General features: G+C 52.1%; 15 protein-coding genes. 2 read left to right on the top strand and 13 right to left on the bottom strand.

Going from position 1 to position 16138, the window contains the following annotated elements; translation table 11 throughout:
* Positions 1-138: 138 nt before the first annotated feature.
* Positions 139-936: a hypothetical protein gene (locus tag AT705_RS24665; protein WP_058798994.1), complete on the bottom strand. Its 798-nt coding sequence runs from the start codon at positions 934-936 to the stop codon at positions 139-141.
* Positions 933-1727, bottom strand: a complete 795-nt coding sequence (locus AT705_RS24660) for a thioredoxin fold domain-containing protein (RefSeq protein WP_058798993.1) — start codon at positions 1725-1727, stop codon at positions 933-935. Before AT705_RS24660 ends, AT705_RS24665 begins: the two co-directional genes overlap by 4 nt.
* Before the next feature lie 1052 nt (positions 1728-2779).
* On the opposite strand from AT705_RS24660, the gene AT705_RS24655 reads away from it, so the two are divergent.
* Together AT705_RS24655 and AT705_RS24650 are read left to right on the top strand one after the other, a co-directional pair.
* On the top strand, positions 2780-4237 hold the full coding sequence (locus AT705_RS24655; RefSeq protein WP_082669152.1) for a replication initiation protein: 1458 nt from the start codon (positions 2780-2782) through the stop codon (positions 4235-4237).
* 107 nt (positions 4238-4344) lie between these two features.
* Complete coding sequence (locus AT705_RS24650; protein WP_058798991.1) at positions 4345-4539, top strand: hypothetical protein; 195 nt, start codon at positions 4345-4347, stop codon at positions 4537-4539.
* A 110-nt stretch (positions 4540-4649) separates the two neighbouring features.
* On the opposite strand, the gene AT705_RS24645 is transcribed toward AT705_RS24650, so the two are convergent.
* The 11 genes from AT705_RS24645 to AT705_RS24595 form a co-directional block, all read right to left on the bottom strand.
* Complete coding sequence (locus AT705_RS24645; protein WP_058798990.1) at positions 4650-5120, bottom strand: hypothetical protein; 471 nt, start codon at positions 5118-5120, stop codon at positions 4650-4652.
* Between the two features lie 10 nt (positions 5121-5130).
* On the bottom strand, positions 5131-6510 hold the full coding sequence (locus tag AT705_RS24640; RefSeq protein WP_058798989.1) for a TraB/VirB10 family protein: 1380 nt from the start codon (positions 6508-6510) through the stop codon (positions 5131-5133).
* Positions 6503-7612, bottom strand: a complete 1110-nt coding sequence (locus AT705_RS24635; protein ID WP_058798988.1) for a hypothetical protein — start codon at positions 7610-7612, stop codon at positions 6503-6505. Before AT705_RS24635 ends, AT705_RS24640 begins: the two co-directional genes overlap by 8 nt.
* A 13-nt stretch (positions 7613-7625) precedes the next feature.
* The gene (locus tag AT705_RS24630; RefSeq protein ID WP_058798987.1) at positions 7626-8282 is read right to left on the bottom strand and encodes a TraE/TraK family type IV conjugative transfer system protein; all 657 of its coding nucleotides are present in this window, start codon (positions 8280-8282) and stop codon (positions 7626-7628) included.
* A gap of 11 nt (positions 8283-8293) precedes the next feature.
* Complete coding sequence (gene traL / locus AT705_RS24625) at positions 8294-8599, bottom strand: type IV conjugative transfer system protein TraL (RefSeq protein ID WP_058798986.1); 306 nt, start codon at positions 8597-8599, stop codon at positions 8294-8296.
* A gap of 145 nt (positions 8600-8744) precedes the next feature.
* Positions 8745-9095 (bottom strand): hypothetical protein, encoded by a 351-nt coding sequence (locus AT705_RS24620; protein WP_058798985.1) that lies wholly within the window; start codon positions 9093-9095, stop codon positions 8745-8747.
* A gap of 134 nt (positions 9096-9229) precedes the next feature.
* On the bottom strand, positions 9230-9877 hold the full coding sequence (locus AT705_RS24615) for a DUF4400 domain-containing protein (RefSeq protein ID WP_058798984.1): 648 nt from the start codon (positions 9875-9877) through the stop codon (positions 9230-9232).
* The gene (locus AT705_RS24610; RefSeq protein ID WP_058798983.1) at positions 9874-11025 is read right to left on the bottom strand and encodes a hypothetical protein; all 1152 of its coding nucleotides are present in this window, start codon (positions 11023-11025) and stop codon (positions 9874-9876) included. The genes AT705_RS24615 and AT705_RS24610 overlap by 4 nt, the downstream gene beginning before the upstream one ends.
* Entirely contained in the window at positions 11013-12974 is a 1962-nt protein-coding gene (traD, locus tag AT705_RS24605) for a conjugative transfer system coupling protein TraD (protein ID WP_058798982.1), read from the bottom strand. The genes AT705_RS24610 and traD overlap by 13 nt, the downstream gene beginning before the upstream one ends.
* A complete protein-coding gene (mobH, locus tag AT705_RS24600; RefSeq protein ID WP_058798981.1) occupies positions 12971-15217 on the bottom strand; it encodes a MobH family relaxase in 2247 nt (748 codons plus the stop codon). Before mobH ends, traD begins: the two co-directional genes overlap by 4 nt.
* Before the next feature lies 1 nt (position 15218).
* Entirely contained in the window at positions 15219-15986 is a 768-nt protein-coding gene (locus AT705_RS24595) for a hypothetical protein (RefSeq protein WP_058798980.1), read from the bottom strand.
* Between the last annotated feature and the right edge of the window lie 152 nt (positions 15987-16138).

Genomic DNA, 16138 nt, shown 5'->3' with positions numbered 1-16138 from the left:
AATTCCTTTATTGGTATTTAGCACGGGTTAGTACTGACATAAGCCGGGCAACGCTCCGGCACATGGCGTTCGGGCGAGGTGCACCCGCTCAGTGACACTATCACCAGTGTCAGCATCAGGGATCTCATCAGTTTCTCCTCACGGGGCCTCAAGCCAGCTATCCAGGTCCAGCGGTGCGCCCTGAGAGATCAGACCATCTTCCCGGACCAGGTGTGGCAAGTGCTTGATCCGAAACACTTCCTGCATAAATACAGTGAACATGAGATTCTGATCAGCACACCCGTCATTGCTGCTTAAAAACGACTTGCTGGTGTTGTTTGCCAGATCCCGGATGGCCAGTGCCCGATCAGGGGCACACAATAAGCTGACGGACTGTCTGACGGCGTCTTCGCCGCCGATCAGCGGCATAAAAATAAACACAAAATGGTATTTGTCCGGCTCTGCCATGATCTGCCTGACCAGCGCCCTGGAATGTTCAGAAGAGGGATCCCCAAAGATGATCCCCTGACGGGGCAGAGCGGGGTTGCCAAGTACGACTGAAGCGAGCTCCTGTTCAAAGTCAAAGTTCATTTCTTTCAAAGGCATACGCAATGTATCAACCACATCCGCGGTGGTTTTCAGGGTTTTACGATGCCAGATATCTTTAATGCTGCCCTCGATGGCAAAGCGGCCGTCTGCACTGATCAGGTAGGTCCCGTTTTCAGCTTCAACAAAGAACAGTTTGGTGATTGGCAGCTCCTGAATGCCATTGACTGTGCCATATTTACCCAGATCACGCTTAACTCCGTCTTTGTAGGTTTGCTTATCTGGCTTTGGCAGGGCTGTGCCGATCAGGGACGCGACCGGATCCTCGGCTTGCTTTGGCACTGACTCAGCCAGCAGATAACTGCTCCAAAGCACAGTCAGGGTTAACAGGGTGGGGGGGAGTATCTTCATTGGGGTTGCTCACTGTGACTGGACAATGCCTGTCGGATTTTGGCTTGTAATTCCTTCGCAGGCAGGTAGCCACGCTGGATCTCTGTGCCATCCATGGCATATATGGCTGGTGTGGCCGCTACGCCAATATCCACACCCAGCTGAAACTGGGCCGCTATGGTGTTGTCACACTGGGTGCGGGCGACAGTGACATTACGTGTGGTTGCCGTTAATGCTGCATGACGATCGTCGGCACACCAGACATTCTCCAGTTTGTAATAACTGCTGGTGTACTGAGTACGATTGTGGCGATTATAGACACCATGACGGGGCCAGGCGGCATAGTGTATGGTGATCCCCAGTGCATTCAGCTGCGCCACTTCACGATGTAGTTTTCTGCAGTAGCCACAGGATGTATCAAAAAACACCAGGACTTCAAATTCGGGATCTGCTGCCTCAAAGGTAATAAATTCATCTTTCAGTGCATGAATTTTTTTAGCCCGCTCAGTGGCAAATCGTGCCTGAGTCAGGTTGGTCAGTTCCGGGTTAGCCTGATGCAGATTACCAGCGAAAATATAACGACCATCTTCACTGTAATAAAACACCGCTTTGTCTGTGATCACCTGGAGTAGCCCGGGTAACGGGGAGGGTTCCACGGCAATGATCGGGACAGGGACCAGCTGCTGAAATTGTTCAATCATCGTCGGATCCGCGTTGGCTGGATTTTCATATCCGTAAGCAGCCAAAGATGGCAATGACATACTGACAGCGATAGCCAGTGTCAGCCGCCAGTGGTTTAATTTCTGAATCACAACAAAACCCTTTCTTTAAGAGGACTTAGCACATTGTGTCATGGGATGGCTAACATCGACGTATAGTAGGGCGGGTAAAATAGGGGGTCGTACTTACTTTGTTGATCGTTCAGCACATGCGGAGTTGTGTAGTATTTTACGCATTGGGCTTTTGAATAAATCAAAATAACGATCAGATCGATCTATTAGTTAAGATCTATATATAGATCAGATCGATCTAGTGCTATAAATTGTAAGTATTTGAAATATATAGATATAATAATTCTATGGTGTAGCTTTGTACGGCATCGTGTAGGTTTGTAATACGCTATAGTGTAGCTTTGTACGGTTTGCGTGTAGGTTTGTACGAGGGTATGTGTAGCTATGTACTGTTAAATGTGTAGTAAAGTACGAAATAATTCGGGTACACCCGTAAAAAAATACACGTTAGCCCGTAAAATTCTACACCTTATTCGTACAACACTACACCTTAGTGGGGTATTTCCTACACCCAGAGCGCACAAACCTACACATTAGCCGGGCGTACAGGGGGAATAAATCGTAAAAAACTACACTTTATTCTGGTTTTCTGGGTCATTGTTCTCCCCTCTGAAGGGGGTTTTCGTGATCCGGATACCCGGATTAACGATGTATTTACACGCTCAGTTGCTGGCACTGAGGTGAAAAATATGCGTTGAATCTTAGGTTTGTGGTGGTTAGGTGCTTATTTAGAATGGCTTTTTGCCACTAAGGTGTAGTGATTTGATGTCCAATCTGGGTACCTGTCACCAGATCAGGTTGATCTGATATACGCTGTGGTGCGTGTATTTTGCTACACAATAAAGGGGCGCTGCCACGCAGCGCCGTGTAATGGAGCGTGCTGATCCTGAACACGTGTTGTCCCTCTGTATTTGTGTATAAAACTACACAATAGCGTTTCCACAGGGCGGCCTTATTTTGTGGTCTGAAAAAAAATACTTTGCCACGTAGACACATAGAAAAAGTCCGCGAAAAAAGGATCATTTGTTTGATCTCTTCGCGTGAGTGGGTAACAATGGATATTGTGTAGTAAAATGATAAGAAAAACTGTGACTCGCAATCAGCCTAAGACTAAATCCGCAGCGCCGGGCAGAGAAATCTACAAATCTGATCGAGTGATCCACATGGGCACTCAGGGGGGGAAAATTACCGCTTCTCTGTATCGCTGTGTCAACGCCATTATTCTGTCAACCCAGCACCATGTTCAGTCGCGCTATGATACGCTCGAGGAATTTGAGGCTGCGCATGGCGATACCATTTTAAACATCGAAGTGCCATTTAAAAACTTCGCCGATTATATGGGGTGGAAATCCAACAACCGCAAAAAAGCCATTGAGGCGATCCAGCTGCTGGAGAGCCTCAAGGTGAAATGGGACATCATCCATGAAGATGATGAGAATGCCGTGGATGTCGGGTTCTTGTCCTTTGTCCCTAAAGCCCGGGTGGTTGATGGCATGATGCAGTTTTCGCTGACGCCTGATGTACGGCGCGAGTTGCTGAACATAGATAAAAATCCCCAGGCCCATCTGAATCTGATGATCGCCAATGCCGCCTGGTCGGATAAATATACCGCCCTGCTATACGAGAAATGCACCCTTGAGCTGACCAATAACAGCGTTGCCTTTGAACTCAGCATCGATCAACTGAGAAGCCTGTTTAACATTGAATATACCCTCGAAGCGGGAGAGCGTAAGTATAAGTACCCTCAATTTAGAGAGTTGAAACGCAATGTGATCTCTAAGGCGGTCGACAACATCAACAAGACCGAAATTCTGGACTTTTACATCGAGGTAACGCCTATTGGCAAGCCGGTCAGAGCGGTTCACTTTGCTATCATGAAGAAACGTCGCAGCGAAAGTCAGATGCCAATGCTGGAGGTGAATACCCGCAAGCAGCTGCTGAATGCGCTTCAGGGCAGTATGCTGATGGAGAGTGTGTTACAACATTTTGCCGTGCAGGATTTTGATGATTTAACGGATTATCAGGTGTTTTATACTGAATATTGTTTAAACACCCTGAATGAGAAGCTGGATGCCGGCGGCGTGAAAAATGTCTTCCAGTATTTTATGACCATCTTGCGCAGCAACGAAAAAGCCTTTGCGGTACGCTGGATCCAAATTGAGAAGCAGCTGAAAAACCAGGCGCGTCAGGTACATATTGAGCGAGAGCAGCGCCGCCATCAGGTCTCGACGGAAGTGCACAAAAAATACCGCGATGAGGTGTATCGGGACTTTATCGCCACCGTTGATGTCGATAAGCTCGACAGGCTGCACCAACAGGCGGTAGAAAAAATCATTGCGCATAATCCCGGTGCACGCTTTAAGCGCATGGCAAACAGTGATACCAGCCTGCCTGTGCACCAGCAACTGGACTGGACACACCCCATCAATGTGGGGATGTTCAAAGAATATGTGCTGGATCACCTGATCCCTGACAAGTTGTCGCAGAAACAAATTAACAAACGAATAGAAGAACAGCTGGTTAAGAAGTGATCCGTTTAAACAGCCGGTTGCACACTGGTCTTGCCTAACCGGGGACAGATCCGGACAATGAGTCCCTGTATCTATCCAAGTCAGTTGCAACGGGTTACGGAGGTAAAGTGCGCAGCTACAGTTTTGTCTTTCGATATCGAGACGCCAGGGGCATTCAGCAAAAACGGATTAATCTGAACGCGAGGAACTTCTCCACCGCGTTTCAGGGGGCTGCCGTGCATATTACCAAGGTGGCAAACACCGATGAGGTGGCGATTGTCTCTCTCAGCTCCAATAATCTCGACAGCGACAGCCTGGAGTAACGCGTACCAGCAGCGTGTTTTAAGCCCGGTCATCAAAATGGCGTGGGCAGGGCACCGTGGTATGCTGCTGTGACAAGTTGTGACGCGGGGGGGCAGGCCCCGCTCCATGATCAGCGGCCCGACTGTGTGGCGGTGGCGCGTTCCAGTTCCGCAATCATTTTTTCCGCTTCGCGCTGTGCCTGACGTATCACGCTGCGCTGGTATTGCTCAATATCCACCCCGCGTTGTGTGGCCAGGTCATAGACATCCTGCACCGTCAGCCGACTGAACTTATCCTGGTCCGGATGTGTGGCGGTAAAATGCCGCTCGATGACCAGCACGCCGTCATCCTCCAGCAATTTCAGCAGCAGGCCATAGGCGCTGAACGCCAGGGCCTGATCGGCTCCGGCTGCCTGAAATTGTGCAATCATTTTTTTGCCATTCAGCGCCAGTACTGTGTGTGAACGCTGCTCGGCCAGTTGTTGCTCAAGTTGTGTGATCCGCTTCGAACTGTTGACCAGGCCATACAGGGCAACCAGGCTCAGCGAGACACACAGGGTGAGGCTCAGCCAGATTGACCGGCTGGTTGTTGATTGTGACACAGCGGTCTCCTTATTCTTCCAGTGAGTCGTTTAATTGCAGTGTCATGCCCTGCTGAACAATGAAGTCCACCTCGATGCCAGCCGGGATCTCTATCACCGGCCACATTGACTCAGCAATGGCGAGGTAGTATGACGCGACGCGCTCCATGGCATTACTGGCCCCATTCATCATGCCGGCACCGGCAAATTTGTTGAGATTTTGTGATTGCCAGGCTGTGGTAGCTTCAGGCTCTGTGACAATGGCATTCAGAGACTGCGGCTTGGCGGCGCTGGCAAAGCCGGATAAGAAGCCCGCTTTCACTGAATTCATGATGGCCTTGCCGCTGCGCTCTACTACCGTGCCGCGAATGCCCTCCAGGCCGTCTGAACTGGATACTGCCACCGCATTAATGCGTTTTTCTATGGCCTGACCGTCTGCCGTGATACAGGAAATGGCTTCGGCGCGGATCTTGACCCGCTCACTGGCTAAATCGCCCATCGCGGCCCCCAGCATCATGCATTCGCGAATGTCCAAAGAGAAAAAGTTTGGCATCAGCGCTTCACGCTTCACGCGCATAAAGATCGGAATGGGTTGATCTTGTGACCCTACCTTGGTGGGCGCCGCAACCCCGTTAATGATGGTGCCTGAGATGATAGAGCCCATGGTCAGGGTAAACTCGCCGTCATCACCGGCAGCGGACGGGTTGCGATCTGCGCTCCGCTCCGGATCAGCCGCCTCGGATCCCGCCTGCGTGGTATTGTGCTCGGTGAGGCGGTTGACTTTGATGTCGCTGATCGTCACTTCCCCGAGGGTTTGCACCTCACGAACACTGCGTTGTGTGATAGTGCGGATCACATTGCCCTCAATGTGGGGATTTTGGGTGACGATCTGCGTTTGTGAGCGGTACATGACATTGGGAGCGTGCCCGGCATGATTGCGGTATGCCTGCTGGCCCTGGGTCTGATCTTCAGTCACTCGCTGCGGTATATTGGCAGAGACATCGTTATACATGCCATTTTGTGCCGGGTGTACTGGTGCTTTCTTTTCCAGTTCAAAAATGCGGCTGTTCAGTTTCTCCAATTGCAGCAGTAACTGAGTGACCTGCTCTGAGTCATGCATCCGCTGTGCTTCCAGTGTCCGTTCCTTTTCCTGCATCCGAACCGTCATTTCTTTGATCATGTCCGCAGCCTGGTTTTTATCCAGGTTATCAAGGGAGTCACTCATGCCCAGGATTGACTGGACGTTAGACTGGGCTTGCTGCTCAATGACCACTTGTTCGTCACTGAACAAGGAGGTTGCCAGGAACAGCACGGCGAGGCTGCCGACACCGACCATCAACCCCACCCGGGCTTTGGGATGCGCTTCAAGAAAGTTGGTGATATTTTCGTTAAGTTGTTTTGAATTAATCATCCTGGCTGGCTCCTGTGACGCTGCCCAGGGTCAGACGGGGCCGTGCCTGTTCAAAAGAGACCTGGTTCGGCTGGACAGCCCGTCGCACTATGTATACTTCGGTTTCTTCACCGGGTTGCAGATAGGCACGTGGAAACAGCGCGACGGCCTTTACATCATCGTTGATGCACATTTCTTCACGGACATGATAAACATCGTCTGAGTCGTTGTGTACCAGCACGATATCTATGATATCCCGGTTACCACTGAGGCGCTGTCCCGCTTCATGATAAACCGCAATGCGACACGGATGGCGCAAATAGGGCGGAATGTCATTGGTCATGGCATACCCCAGTGGGGTTTTATTTTGTGCCACTGAGGTTAAGACCGTAGCCAGAGCGTTTGCGTAGGTGCTGCTACGTGGCGGGCCCTGGTTTTGCTCTGACTGGCGTGCCTTGAGCATATCACGTTGTTGCGCCAGCTCTTTTTGATAGGCTTCGGTTTTGGCAAGGATGGCATCGCTCAGGGTGATGGTCAGATTGACCATCGCAGGCGGTGCGGATAGGGGGACCAACACAACAGACACCTCCGATTCCAGTACCCCGTCTTCGCTCAGGAGCACTGAGACCGGATTCATGGTACGTAATGTGGCATACAGGTTGCCGCCCTCAATTTCCAGTAACACATCTTCCACGCTGGAACTGGTTTTCACAGAGAGACTTTGAAAGTTGGTCCGTATTGCGTTGTTGAATCCCTGGCCGACCGGGATGATCACATTTCGTCCGGGTTGCAATGTATAGCTTTGTTCTGGCTTAAAGGTATCTTTGATTTTCTGCAGAAAATCCGGTTCCTGGTTCGGCGCTTGTGCAGCCGACTGCGGTGGAATGGCTTCGCCACTGGCTTGCATCGCCGCATTACGCAGATGCTCAGCGCCCTGGTATTCACTCACCACAGGCGTGTGTGGGGTAGCCCCTGCGGTCGGCATGGCTACGGGGAGCCGCTGCACATTGCCTGTGGTCACCGGGATTTGCAGATCGGCATCAATGTTATTGGCATACACGTCAAAGGTGCTGACATGCAGCGCGATGATGGCCGTGGTGATTAGTGTGCGGGTTGTTTTCATTGTGATTACCTAATTAGGGTTGCTCTTGCGTGCCTGCGGGCACGTCGTCCGGGACCAAAGGTGCAGGTTCAACGGTGTACTCAACATCACGGTTACGGGGCAGACCCTGATAGCTGTTTAAGTGAGTGACGGCGGCACGTCCGCCAAAGGGTTCAATGCGCATTTCATAGGTCCAGCGTTGTGGGACGACGCTTTTATTGGAGGCGTTTTTCACTTTGATCTCTCTGTCACCCCATACCCAGACCAGATCTTTGTTGGTATCATAGATGACATCTTTGATGACAAAGGATTGCGAGGCGTTGCGGGCGACCAGGATATTGACCTCCTGACGAATGGCCGGCATCACCTGCTGTCGTAAGTAGGGTGACAGCATGCTTTCCAGCTGGGCCAGTGCCCAGGCAGAATTGTCTTTTGAAATATTGCCGGCGATGGCGGCGACTGAAAACGCCCAGCGTACTTTGTACTCCTGATTCGCCTGGTTCCCCATGATGCGGATCTCACTTTGCATATTCGGCGGAATGGCCACGATTTCGGTGTCTTTAAATAGCAAAATGAGCACGAGGATAAGAATGATCCCCAGTAAGGTGTACTGGATGAACAGGTTATGACGATTGCTATTTTTAATGTCCTGTACTGACTTGAGTACCGGACTGTTTTTTCTGAGTAGCATGACGGTTCTCCTTACTGAAATAACTTACGTTTGTAAGGATCTGGCAGATATCGTGTTTTTTTCAGGTGTGGGGTAAAGCCAAACCACCATAACAGGTGTACCAGATAACCGCGTGAGTATTTTTCTTCCGTGTGTTTGATGGCGAAAAACCACACCAGGCCAATGAGCATCATAATCATGGGCTTATTGATCAAAATGCCAAAGCCAAAGGCTGCCAATGGCATCATGACATAGTGAATGGGCCAGTAAATCAAGGTGAGCGGTTCATTGATGCGTTTTGGCATGCGATATTGAAATGGATCTTGCTCCGTACTCATTATTTTCAGTCCTGAAAAAAACAGAGTTTTATTTTGTGTTTTTTAATTGGTAAGAGGAATAGATTACGCGGTGCTTTTTTTGTGGGTGTAAAAAATAAGCCAGGTTATAACCTGGCTTATTTTCGAGTCCTGGGAGGGATAAGGATTAAAGTGACAGACCTGGAATACTGGCTGTGAAAATTAAGTCCAGGATTGCGCCGGCGTTTACACACAGGACTGAGCCGAGGAAGGCACCGGCTGCCATCTGATAGTTTTGTTGGGTGATGTTATACAGTGCATAGAAGAAGGCCAGCAAGGCAACTGTTTTACCTGGTACACCTTTAACCCAGCCGTCAAAGGTGGTGTAAATGGCATTAAATTCTGTGCCTGTGCCCGCTGCCATGGCCAGTGCTGAGAACATAATGGCGACGACTGCTAGGGAAATCCAAAGCGTTTTGCTTTTCAGGTTTCCTTTGGCGGGCGCCATGTCTTGAAAGTTTGCTAATGCAGTTGTCATTTTTATCTCCGATATTAAAGCTAATTATAAAGTAAATTGTTGAACTCACGGATATATTATGGCGACGTGGTTTTACAAAGTGAATAATTTACGGACCCTAAAAAGTCACGCCCTAACTTTCAGAAAAAAGTTATTTATATTTTGTGGAAATTCCTAATAATGCCCGAAATAAGCAGTGCCACCAGTATGAGTGAGAAGACTGGCAAGTAAATGGCAAAGGGACCGAGCAGGCTCGGTGCCAGCACATAAAAGGAGATGGTACTGAGGGTTAGCCAGATGGCCTTAAAGTACAGGCGTGTGCGGTTTGGTCTGGCTCCGCCAAAACTGTACATGTTGGCCCTGTGGCGGTTGATTGCCGAGATGATCAGGCAGATCAGTAAAGGCAGTGAGAGCAACAACCAGTATTCCAGCATGGTCAGACGCAGGGCTATCTGATAGGCGAGGATCTGGGTGTTTTGTTGCAGGCGTGCATTCAGGGTATTGGTACTCAGGTGGTCGAAAGGGGTGGCACTTTGCGGGGTGATCTTGCTCAAAAACCACAGGTAAAAGCCGGAATCATGGATCCAGCTTGCCTGACGTTGCAGGGTCTTTTCACGTACGGCATGCCAGTCATTGACCGAGATACTGGCACGGATCTGGCGGCCTTCTTCAATCATATTGTGATTGTATTCCCGGGAGTCGGTGATCAGCATCAGCGCGATGGTAAGAGAAATACACAGGCTCGACACCATAAAGAAAGCCTGAAACCGTGACATTTTTCTGGTTGTGGATGGCTCGCTCATAGTTGGTTCCTCCAGTAGCAGGAGTGATCGTCCAGCGGCAGCGGCAGGCCAAACACAGACAGGTTGACCCGATCGGCTATCAGGCCCAGTAACGCGTAACTCATGATCTCCCGTGCCGGCCCCGAGACTTCCTGACTGAGTAGGGTCACCGGAGTGTCGTGCTGGCTGTCGACCCAGGCGGACAACGGCGTGGAGATCCAATTCCAGTTATGCTGCCCGGCGCTAATGTGCGTCAATAACACCGGTGCCATGGCATCACTGAGGTAGGTCATCAGTGCGGTGTAACCGACCGCTTCACCATGGCCGGATTCACTGAGGTGACAGCGGTACGCGGCTGCCCCCGTTGAGATGGCATAGCTGACGGACGCGGCGTCGTGGCCGAACAGATCGAGTGGGCCAAAGTAAGCGTCCATGCGTCTGCAATATTCGCCGGCCACTTTATTCACCTTATCGATATGTGCAATACAGGCGGCGGCATCGAGGGCTGCACCCGAGCGGACCGTGCGTCCGGAACAGGGAGCGTGCTCACAGAGCAGCAGCTGTCTGATCCGGGGTGCACTCAGAATAAAGCGCAATAGCAAGAAACTGCTTTGCTCATCGGTGAGGGCCATGCGGGTCGTGGGTTTGGCGCGTACATACAAAGTCCGGGTTTGCATCTGGCAGGCATAGGCGTACAGAGACTGAGACAAACAATCCCAGGGCAAGTCCAGTTTACTGCTGCCCTGGGCCGTGGTGACAGCCAGGGTAAACACACAGCCCAGCGCATGCAGCAACGACAGCAACACACTGGGGTGGCGCTGATTGATGACATCGGTGACGGTGTTGAGAATGATCTGCTGAAACACGCTCCTGCCGCTGTGATGTGGGGTGGCCAGGCCGACGTGCAGGGCTATATTGCGTAGCGCCTCGCACAACGGGTGGTGTGCCGGGGATAACCGGGTTTGCAGGGCCTGGTTGAACAGCAGCGCCAGTTCAGTCCCCATATGGTCATATAAGGTGTGGATGACACGTTGTTTGTCGGTGTCGCACAGGGCCTCCCAGGGCGTATCTGCTGACAGTCCGGCGAAATTGCTCGCCATGAAGTCGGGGTATTTGCAGCGCGTAAAACTGAATTTACGCGCTGATTTGGCGGTGTTTAGTGTATCCATGGGGCAAGTTCATGTGGTTGTTTGTTAATCACGATCGGCAGGCGCATTTTGAGTTTGCGCCCGTCAGCCAGCCTGGCAATGTACTGTAGCTTGGGCAGATCCCCCATCAGGCTTTTAGGAAAGGATTCTTCCAGTTGTTTGCGGGTGGTTTCACCGTGGTTTGCCCGAAAGGACGCGAGGCTTTGATCCGATGAAATTGAAGCGCCACTTTGCTGCGACACCCGGGTGATGGAGGTTTTTGAAAACTGCTCCGACACATAGGTCTGTGTATTGGGATCTGTGGTACGAAAGGAAATAAAGTTGTTGCATAACCCGAGTACCCGCTTAGCGGTCGCTTCGCTGGTTTTATCTTCGATGTCACTGATGGTCTGAGTGGCCAGATACAACTCAATTTTTGAGGCCCGGCCGACGGCCAGCAGGTTGATTAGACTGTTGTTGTTTTCCAGCGCGGCATGGGCCTCGTCGAGAAAGACGCAAACACGCGGCGCGTCGGTGTCTGCTTTATTGTAGCGCCGCCCGGACACCGCGGCGATTTCCGCCATCATCAGGCGCGCCAGAAACGCAGAGGTTTTGCCGTCAGTCATGGAGTCTGAGCTGACGTACAGACAGCCCCCTTTTTCCATCAGCGTATCCAGGTCAACCACCCGGCGCGGGTCGTCGTTGCTGGCATCATCGACGACAGAAAATAAATCATCCATGGGCTTGGTGGTGAGCGCGGTCAGCACCGGGCGCAATGAGGTGATCATCTTGACGAAGTGCTCGTTAGGATGCTCGATCAGCTGAATAATGCCGGCAATGGTCTGATGGCTGTGTGGCCCGTTGGCCAGCTGGGTTTTATAGTACTGCGCCATTACCTGCCAGGGGGCATTGCCCTGGGCTTGCTGTTTTTCCAGGTCAAGGCGCTGTGCATAATCCTCGCCCTGGGTCCGTCTGAAGTAAGCGTGCAGCACTTGCTCGCAAAATGCCAGTTTCCCGGCAGACAGCGCGGACTGGATGGTGGTCAGCCGGATCGGGGTGCCAAGATATTCCATGCCGCTGGCCACAAAAGTGATCTGTTCGTAGGCAAAGTCTTCAAAGGATTTACTGCTGCCGGCGCTGCCCATTAAGGGCGCAATGCGATCGGCAATCTCGGTGGTTCTGACAAAATTTTTCAGCAGCGGAATGCGGCATGAGGTACTTTGCTTGGCCGGGTGCACTTCATAAAATTGGTCGGCCATCCCCAGATGCGCCATCTCCTGGCGGACGGCGCGCTTCCAGTCTTCGTCATTTTTCGGGTCGATGATGATCAGGACTTTTTTCTCTGCACCGGCCCCCATGTGCAGGGCATTGAGACTGAGCAACTTAAGCATGGTGGTTTTGCCCGTACCAATATTCCCGGCGACCAGAGTGTGACCAAAAAAGGTTTCTTCCATGGCCTGCACGGGCGTTTCATCACCGAGGGCGTGAATATAGGGTTTACCCCCAAGTTCTGCGGTTTCTCTGAGCCATTTTTTCAGTCTCGGCTGCATAAAAAAGGGAATGGTGATGTCACTGAGTGTGGAGTCCATGTCCAGCACCTGATAGGCACGATTGGCATGTTCAGATCCCCACTCGAACCCATAGCCGAGGAAATTCAGCTTGGGGTCCGGCCAGCGTGCCTTGGTGACCCGTGGGGTCAGGTGGTTGATTTTGCGCAAGGTAGAGACATCCATAAACTCACGCTTATTGAGCTTGAGTCTGAGCTGGCGTCGCAGCAGCGGCAGTGATTTTCTGGCGTAGTAGAGGCTGCCGGTGCCCATCACGGCCATCAGTCCCAGCGTGACCCAGGACAGTGGGTTGAATCCGCCCAGGGTGGCAAAGGGCGTGAGCATGGCGCCGGCCAGCCAGGCCAGTGCGGTTTGCGCTTCATAGACGGGCCGGAACAGGTGCTCAATATAGCGCCCATCCGTTCGGTTATATTTGGTGCTCATGAAAAAACCTCTGTGTCCAGCAGGGCACGGTGATCCAGTAACACCTCATAATGGGTTGCGTCTATGAGGGTGATCGCGTCATTCCCTGCCTGTTTGGTGATGGTATTCAACACGCTGTTCAGCGTTTGATCCTGTAGTTTGTCAGGTGTTCCCTCCAGCGCATTAGCAAGTCGTGCCAGCGACAGCCTGAATTTTTGCTGATGTGGCGTGATATACCGTTGTGGCTCACATAATCGGGCACAGACAGCTCCGAGGGTACCCGGCGGGGCATTGTCAAGCAGCTGCTGCAGCTGATCCTGCGCCGCGGCGTCGTCAGTTGTGTTGACAGCGGGAGCGGCCTCTGCACGGCTGAATTCTGCACGCCCGCGTGGGGTCAGCTCCACACAGCTGCGCGTCACTCCGGCTATGGTCAATGTCTGGATCAGTGATGGTTTTCCCAGCTGGGCCCGTACCAGCTTGTTGCGACACAGCTGATTGAGGTACTCATCAACGCCTTGTCCATGGGCCTTCGACCAGGCCTGGATATCAATATAGTGTTTAGCATGCAGCGTGAGCACGCGTTGCTCCGGGGGCAGGTGAGTGTCAGGACGTGCAGCGGGCACCTCTGTTGCAACCACCGGCGGTGTTTTATGCGCAGTCTGCGTCGCGGAACTTGGGTTTTTTGTGGCCTGAACGTGCTGCGCTTGTGGGGGCTGTGGCCCGGGGCGCTCCTGAGCCTGGCACGCTGCTGTCTCTGTCGTGCTAGGCACAGGGGGGCTGAGGTGCAGTTCCTGACAGCTGCCATCTTCGCGGGTGATAAAAGTGCGCTTGGTGTCTTTGAGACACAGCAGACCAGCCAAATTCGGGTGCATGGGGTCTGCATCATAGATCCAGTCATGATGCGTGAGCTTGACCAGTTCAAACCACACCACGGTGCGTTTTCCCGCCAGGATGTCCTGGGCATCTTCGCGACTGAAGACACCCGGGGTAAAGGAAATGGTGCGATGCTCGGCGTCAAAGGGCTCCACGATAGCAAAGTCTTCCATCATCGCCAGCAGCGTCAGAGCATCTTTGACAAACGGCGTGGGCTGATCGGCTTTCATGGTGTTGATGAGGCTGTGAAATGCGGACTGCCAGCGTAGATAGACATGGCCGGCAATGATGAAAGCCTGGCCTTTTTCACCGTTGAAAGTCCAGCTGGCCCGCAGCTTACGCAGGGTGGCGACAATGGCCATGGCGCGGGATTGTTTGGCCTGACCAAAGGCGTTCATCACGCCTTCACGAAGGTCTTTTTTGGTGGAGCTGGAGTCGCCATAACGGAGCATTTTCGCCAGATAACTGTTGTTGTGCGTGTAGTTTTGCAGGGTGTCACTGAGCTCGTTAAATAACTGGCCCGGGCTGTCCATCATGTACTCCAGCCCCTCACCGCGTAGAATGTGTGGCAACAGCAGAGAGCCGGAAGCGGTTGGCGAATCAGGCCTCAGCCTGAAGTTATCGCGATGAAAGTGAATGGTATATTGTGCCACCCGGTGACGCTGGGCCCACTCAATCAGGCTCTCCATGTGGGGGATCCAGTGTTTTATTGCGGTGGTAGTGTGGGTGACGGGAATAACCGTGTTGGTTTTTGCGTCATAGATGCTGTGTGCGCGGACTTGTAAGTCGTTGATGACAGTGCCCAGATCATGCATTAAGCCGCCGACCCAGGCGGCATAAATGTAGCGCTCATGGCGCTGTTCATCTAAGTCCACCATATTGGTGGAAGGCGGCAGAGTATTGTCCGCCTGACGCAAGGCCAGGGTGGCCACTTCCAGGGAGTGTCTCAGCAGGCCACCAGGCTCAGCATGGTGATGTTCTGAGGCGGGCAGCAGGTGGGCATACTCAATAAACCGCTCAATGACACTGAGATAGCGCTCTGTGAAGAGGCTTTTACCGCAGCGTGTTTGGCGGTGGCTGCCGATCTTGGCATAGGACTCCAGTGCTTTGATGTGATCGGCATAACGCATCATCAGACTCTCAACACTGACCGCGCTGATCTGGTGCAGGTTGCTGTCTGATTGGGTGTGTGAGTGCGGCGCAGCCACCGGACGGCGAAAAATATCCAGGTACACTGGCTCTGCGCCCTGCCCGTGTGCGGTGTCAAACACATAGTGGCCGCGGTTGAGTGCAACCAGTTTGGTGTGTTTTTGCCTGCGGCTGAAAATAAAGTGTATAGCCAGAAAGCCGCTGCCTAGCAGGGCAGCAGCCGCCACCAGGAGCGACAGCATGTTAATAGCTGTCCTGCACCAGGCCTTCACTTGTATCGGACTGGTGGTCGTCGAGTTTAGGCCTGCTATGGTGGGTTCTGACCACCGCGAGCTGCGCTTCGGTCAGGATCTGCTCAGCCACTGCCATGGGCATTCCGCAGTGTGCTAACAACTCAAAATTGGGATTATTGAGTATCTCAACAAAATGTCTTGGACTGAAAGACCCGCCTTCACGTTTACCCGGAGCGGTGACTTTGTTGAGGCGATCCACGACCCCACTGATGATCACCGAAGCCTGTTTGCAGGCCGCCGCATATTCTGTATCGTCGATCATCCCGAACATAAACAGGGTTTCAATTTCATCAATTTCTGCATCCACTTCTTTAATTAATTGCGGAATGGTGATGCCGACCGGGTGTGATACTTCAAAGATGACTTCATAGCATTCGGGTCGATTGAGTTCAAAGTGGCCATCAAAATGCGCCTGAGCTTGTTTTTGCGCGCGCAATTCCTGCAGCGTATCGAGCTGAGTGCGGGCAATCAGCAGGTTGACGTCATAGTGCCAGCTGCGGATCTTGTCATAGGCTGCCGGGTTGGTTCTTGCGATACGAAAAATCGCTCCGAGGCGCTCGAATGCATTGAGCATGCGTATTTCATTTTTTGACAGGAACTGATGTAACAAGTCGCTTTTATAGCTGATCTGTGTGACCAGAGTTTTCATCTTGCCAGCATGGCGCGTTGAGATAACGGGGGTGTCATTATTCTGTGTGTCTTGATGCGCGTCAGACATATTTATCTCCATGGTTTTATTGGTCATAGCATGACGGGGTTTGAGCTTACGTTTGCATGCCAGGGGGCAGGATGTACGACTGGGCTATCCCGCATTGCGTCATCTGAGCGTCCTGGCAAAGTCTGTTCTTACCCGAACCAGCTTACCCTTTG

It is taken from the genome of Pseudoalteromonas rubra (assembly GCF_001482385.1).
GTDB lineage: Bacteria > Pseudomonadota > Gammaproteobacteria > Enterobacterales > Alteromonadaceae > Pseudoalteromonas > Pseudoalteromonas ardens.
Note: the sequence above shows the minus strand (reverse complement) of the source record. Positions and strands in the feature narration are given on the sequence as shown.

Excerpts from the sequence above, each read along its gene's own strand:
- AT705_RS24610 (WP_058798983.1), bottom strand. The coding sequence starts at position 11,025 with ATGGATACACTAAACACCGCCAAATCAGCGCGTAAATTCAGTTTTACG.
- AT705_RS24620 (WP_058798985.1), bottom strand. The coding sequence starts at position 9,095 with ATGACAACTGCATTAGCAAACTTTCAAGACATGGCGCCCGCCAAAGGA.
- mobH (WP_058798981.1), bottom strand. The coding sequence starts at position 15,217 with ATGCTGTCGCTCCTGGTGGCGGCTGCTGCCCTGCTAGGCAGCGGCTTT.
- AT705_RS24640 (WP_058798989.1), bottom strand. The coding sequence starts at position 6,510 with ATGATTAATTCAAAACAACTTAACGAAAATATCACCAACTTTCTTGAA.
- AT705_RS24630 (WP_058798987.1), bottom strand. The coding sequence starts at position 8,282 with ATGCTACTCAGAAAAAACAGTCCGGTACTCAAGTCAGTACAGGACATT.
- traD (WP_058798982.1), bottom strand. The coding sequence starts at position 12,974 with ATGAGCACCAAATATAACCGAACGGATGGGCGCTATATTGAGCACCTG.
- AT705_RS24635 (WP_058798988.1), bottom strand. The coding sequence starts at position 7,612 with ATGAAAACAACCCGCACACTAATCACCACGGCCATCATCGCGCTGCAT.
- AT705_RS24595 (WP_058798980.1), bottom strand. The coding sequence starts at position 15,986 with ATGTCTGACGCGCATCAAGACACACAGAATAATGACACCCCCGTTATC.
- AT705_RS24665 (WP_058798994.1), bottom strand. The coding sequence starts at position 936 with ATGAAGATACTCCCCCCCACCCTGTTAACCCTGACTGTGCTTTGGAGC.
- AT705_RS24615 (WP_058798984.1), bottom strand. The coding sequence starts at position 9,877 with ATGAGCGAGCCATCCACAACCAGAAAAATGTCACGGTTTCAGGCTTTC.
- AT705_RS24655 (WP_082669152.1), top strand. The coding sequence starts at position 2,780 with ATGATAAGAAAAACTGTGACTCGCAATCAGCCTAAGACTAAATCCGCA.
- traL (WP_058798986.1), bottom strand. The coding sequence starts at position 8,599 with ATGAGTACGGAGCAAGATCCATTTCAATATCGCATGCCAAAACGCATC.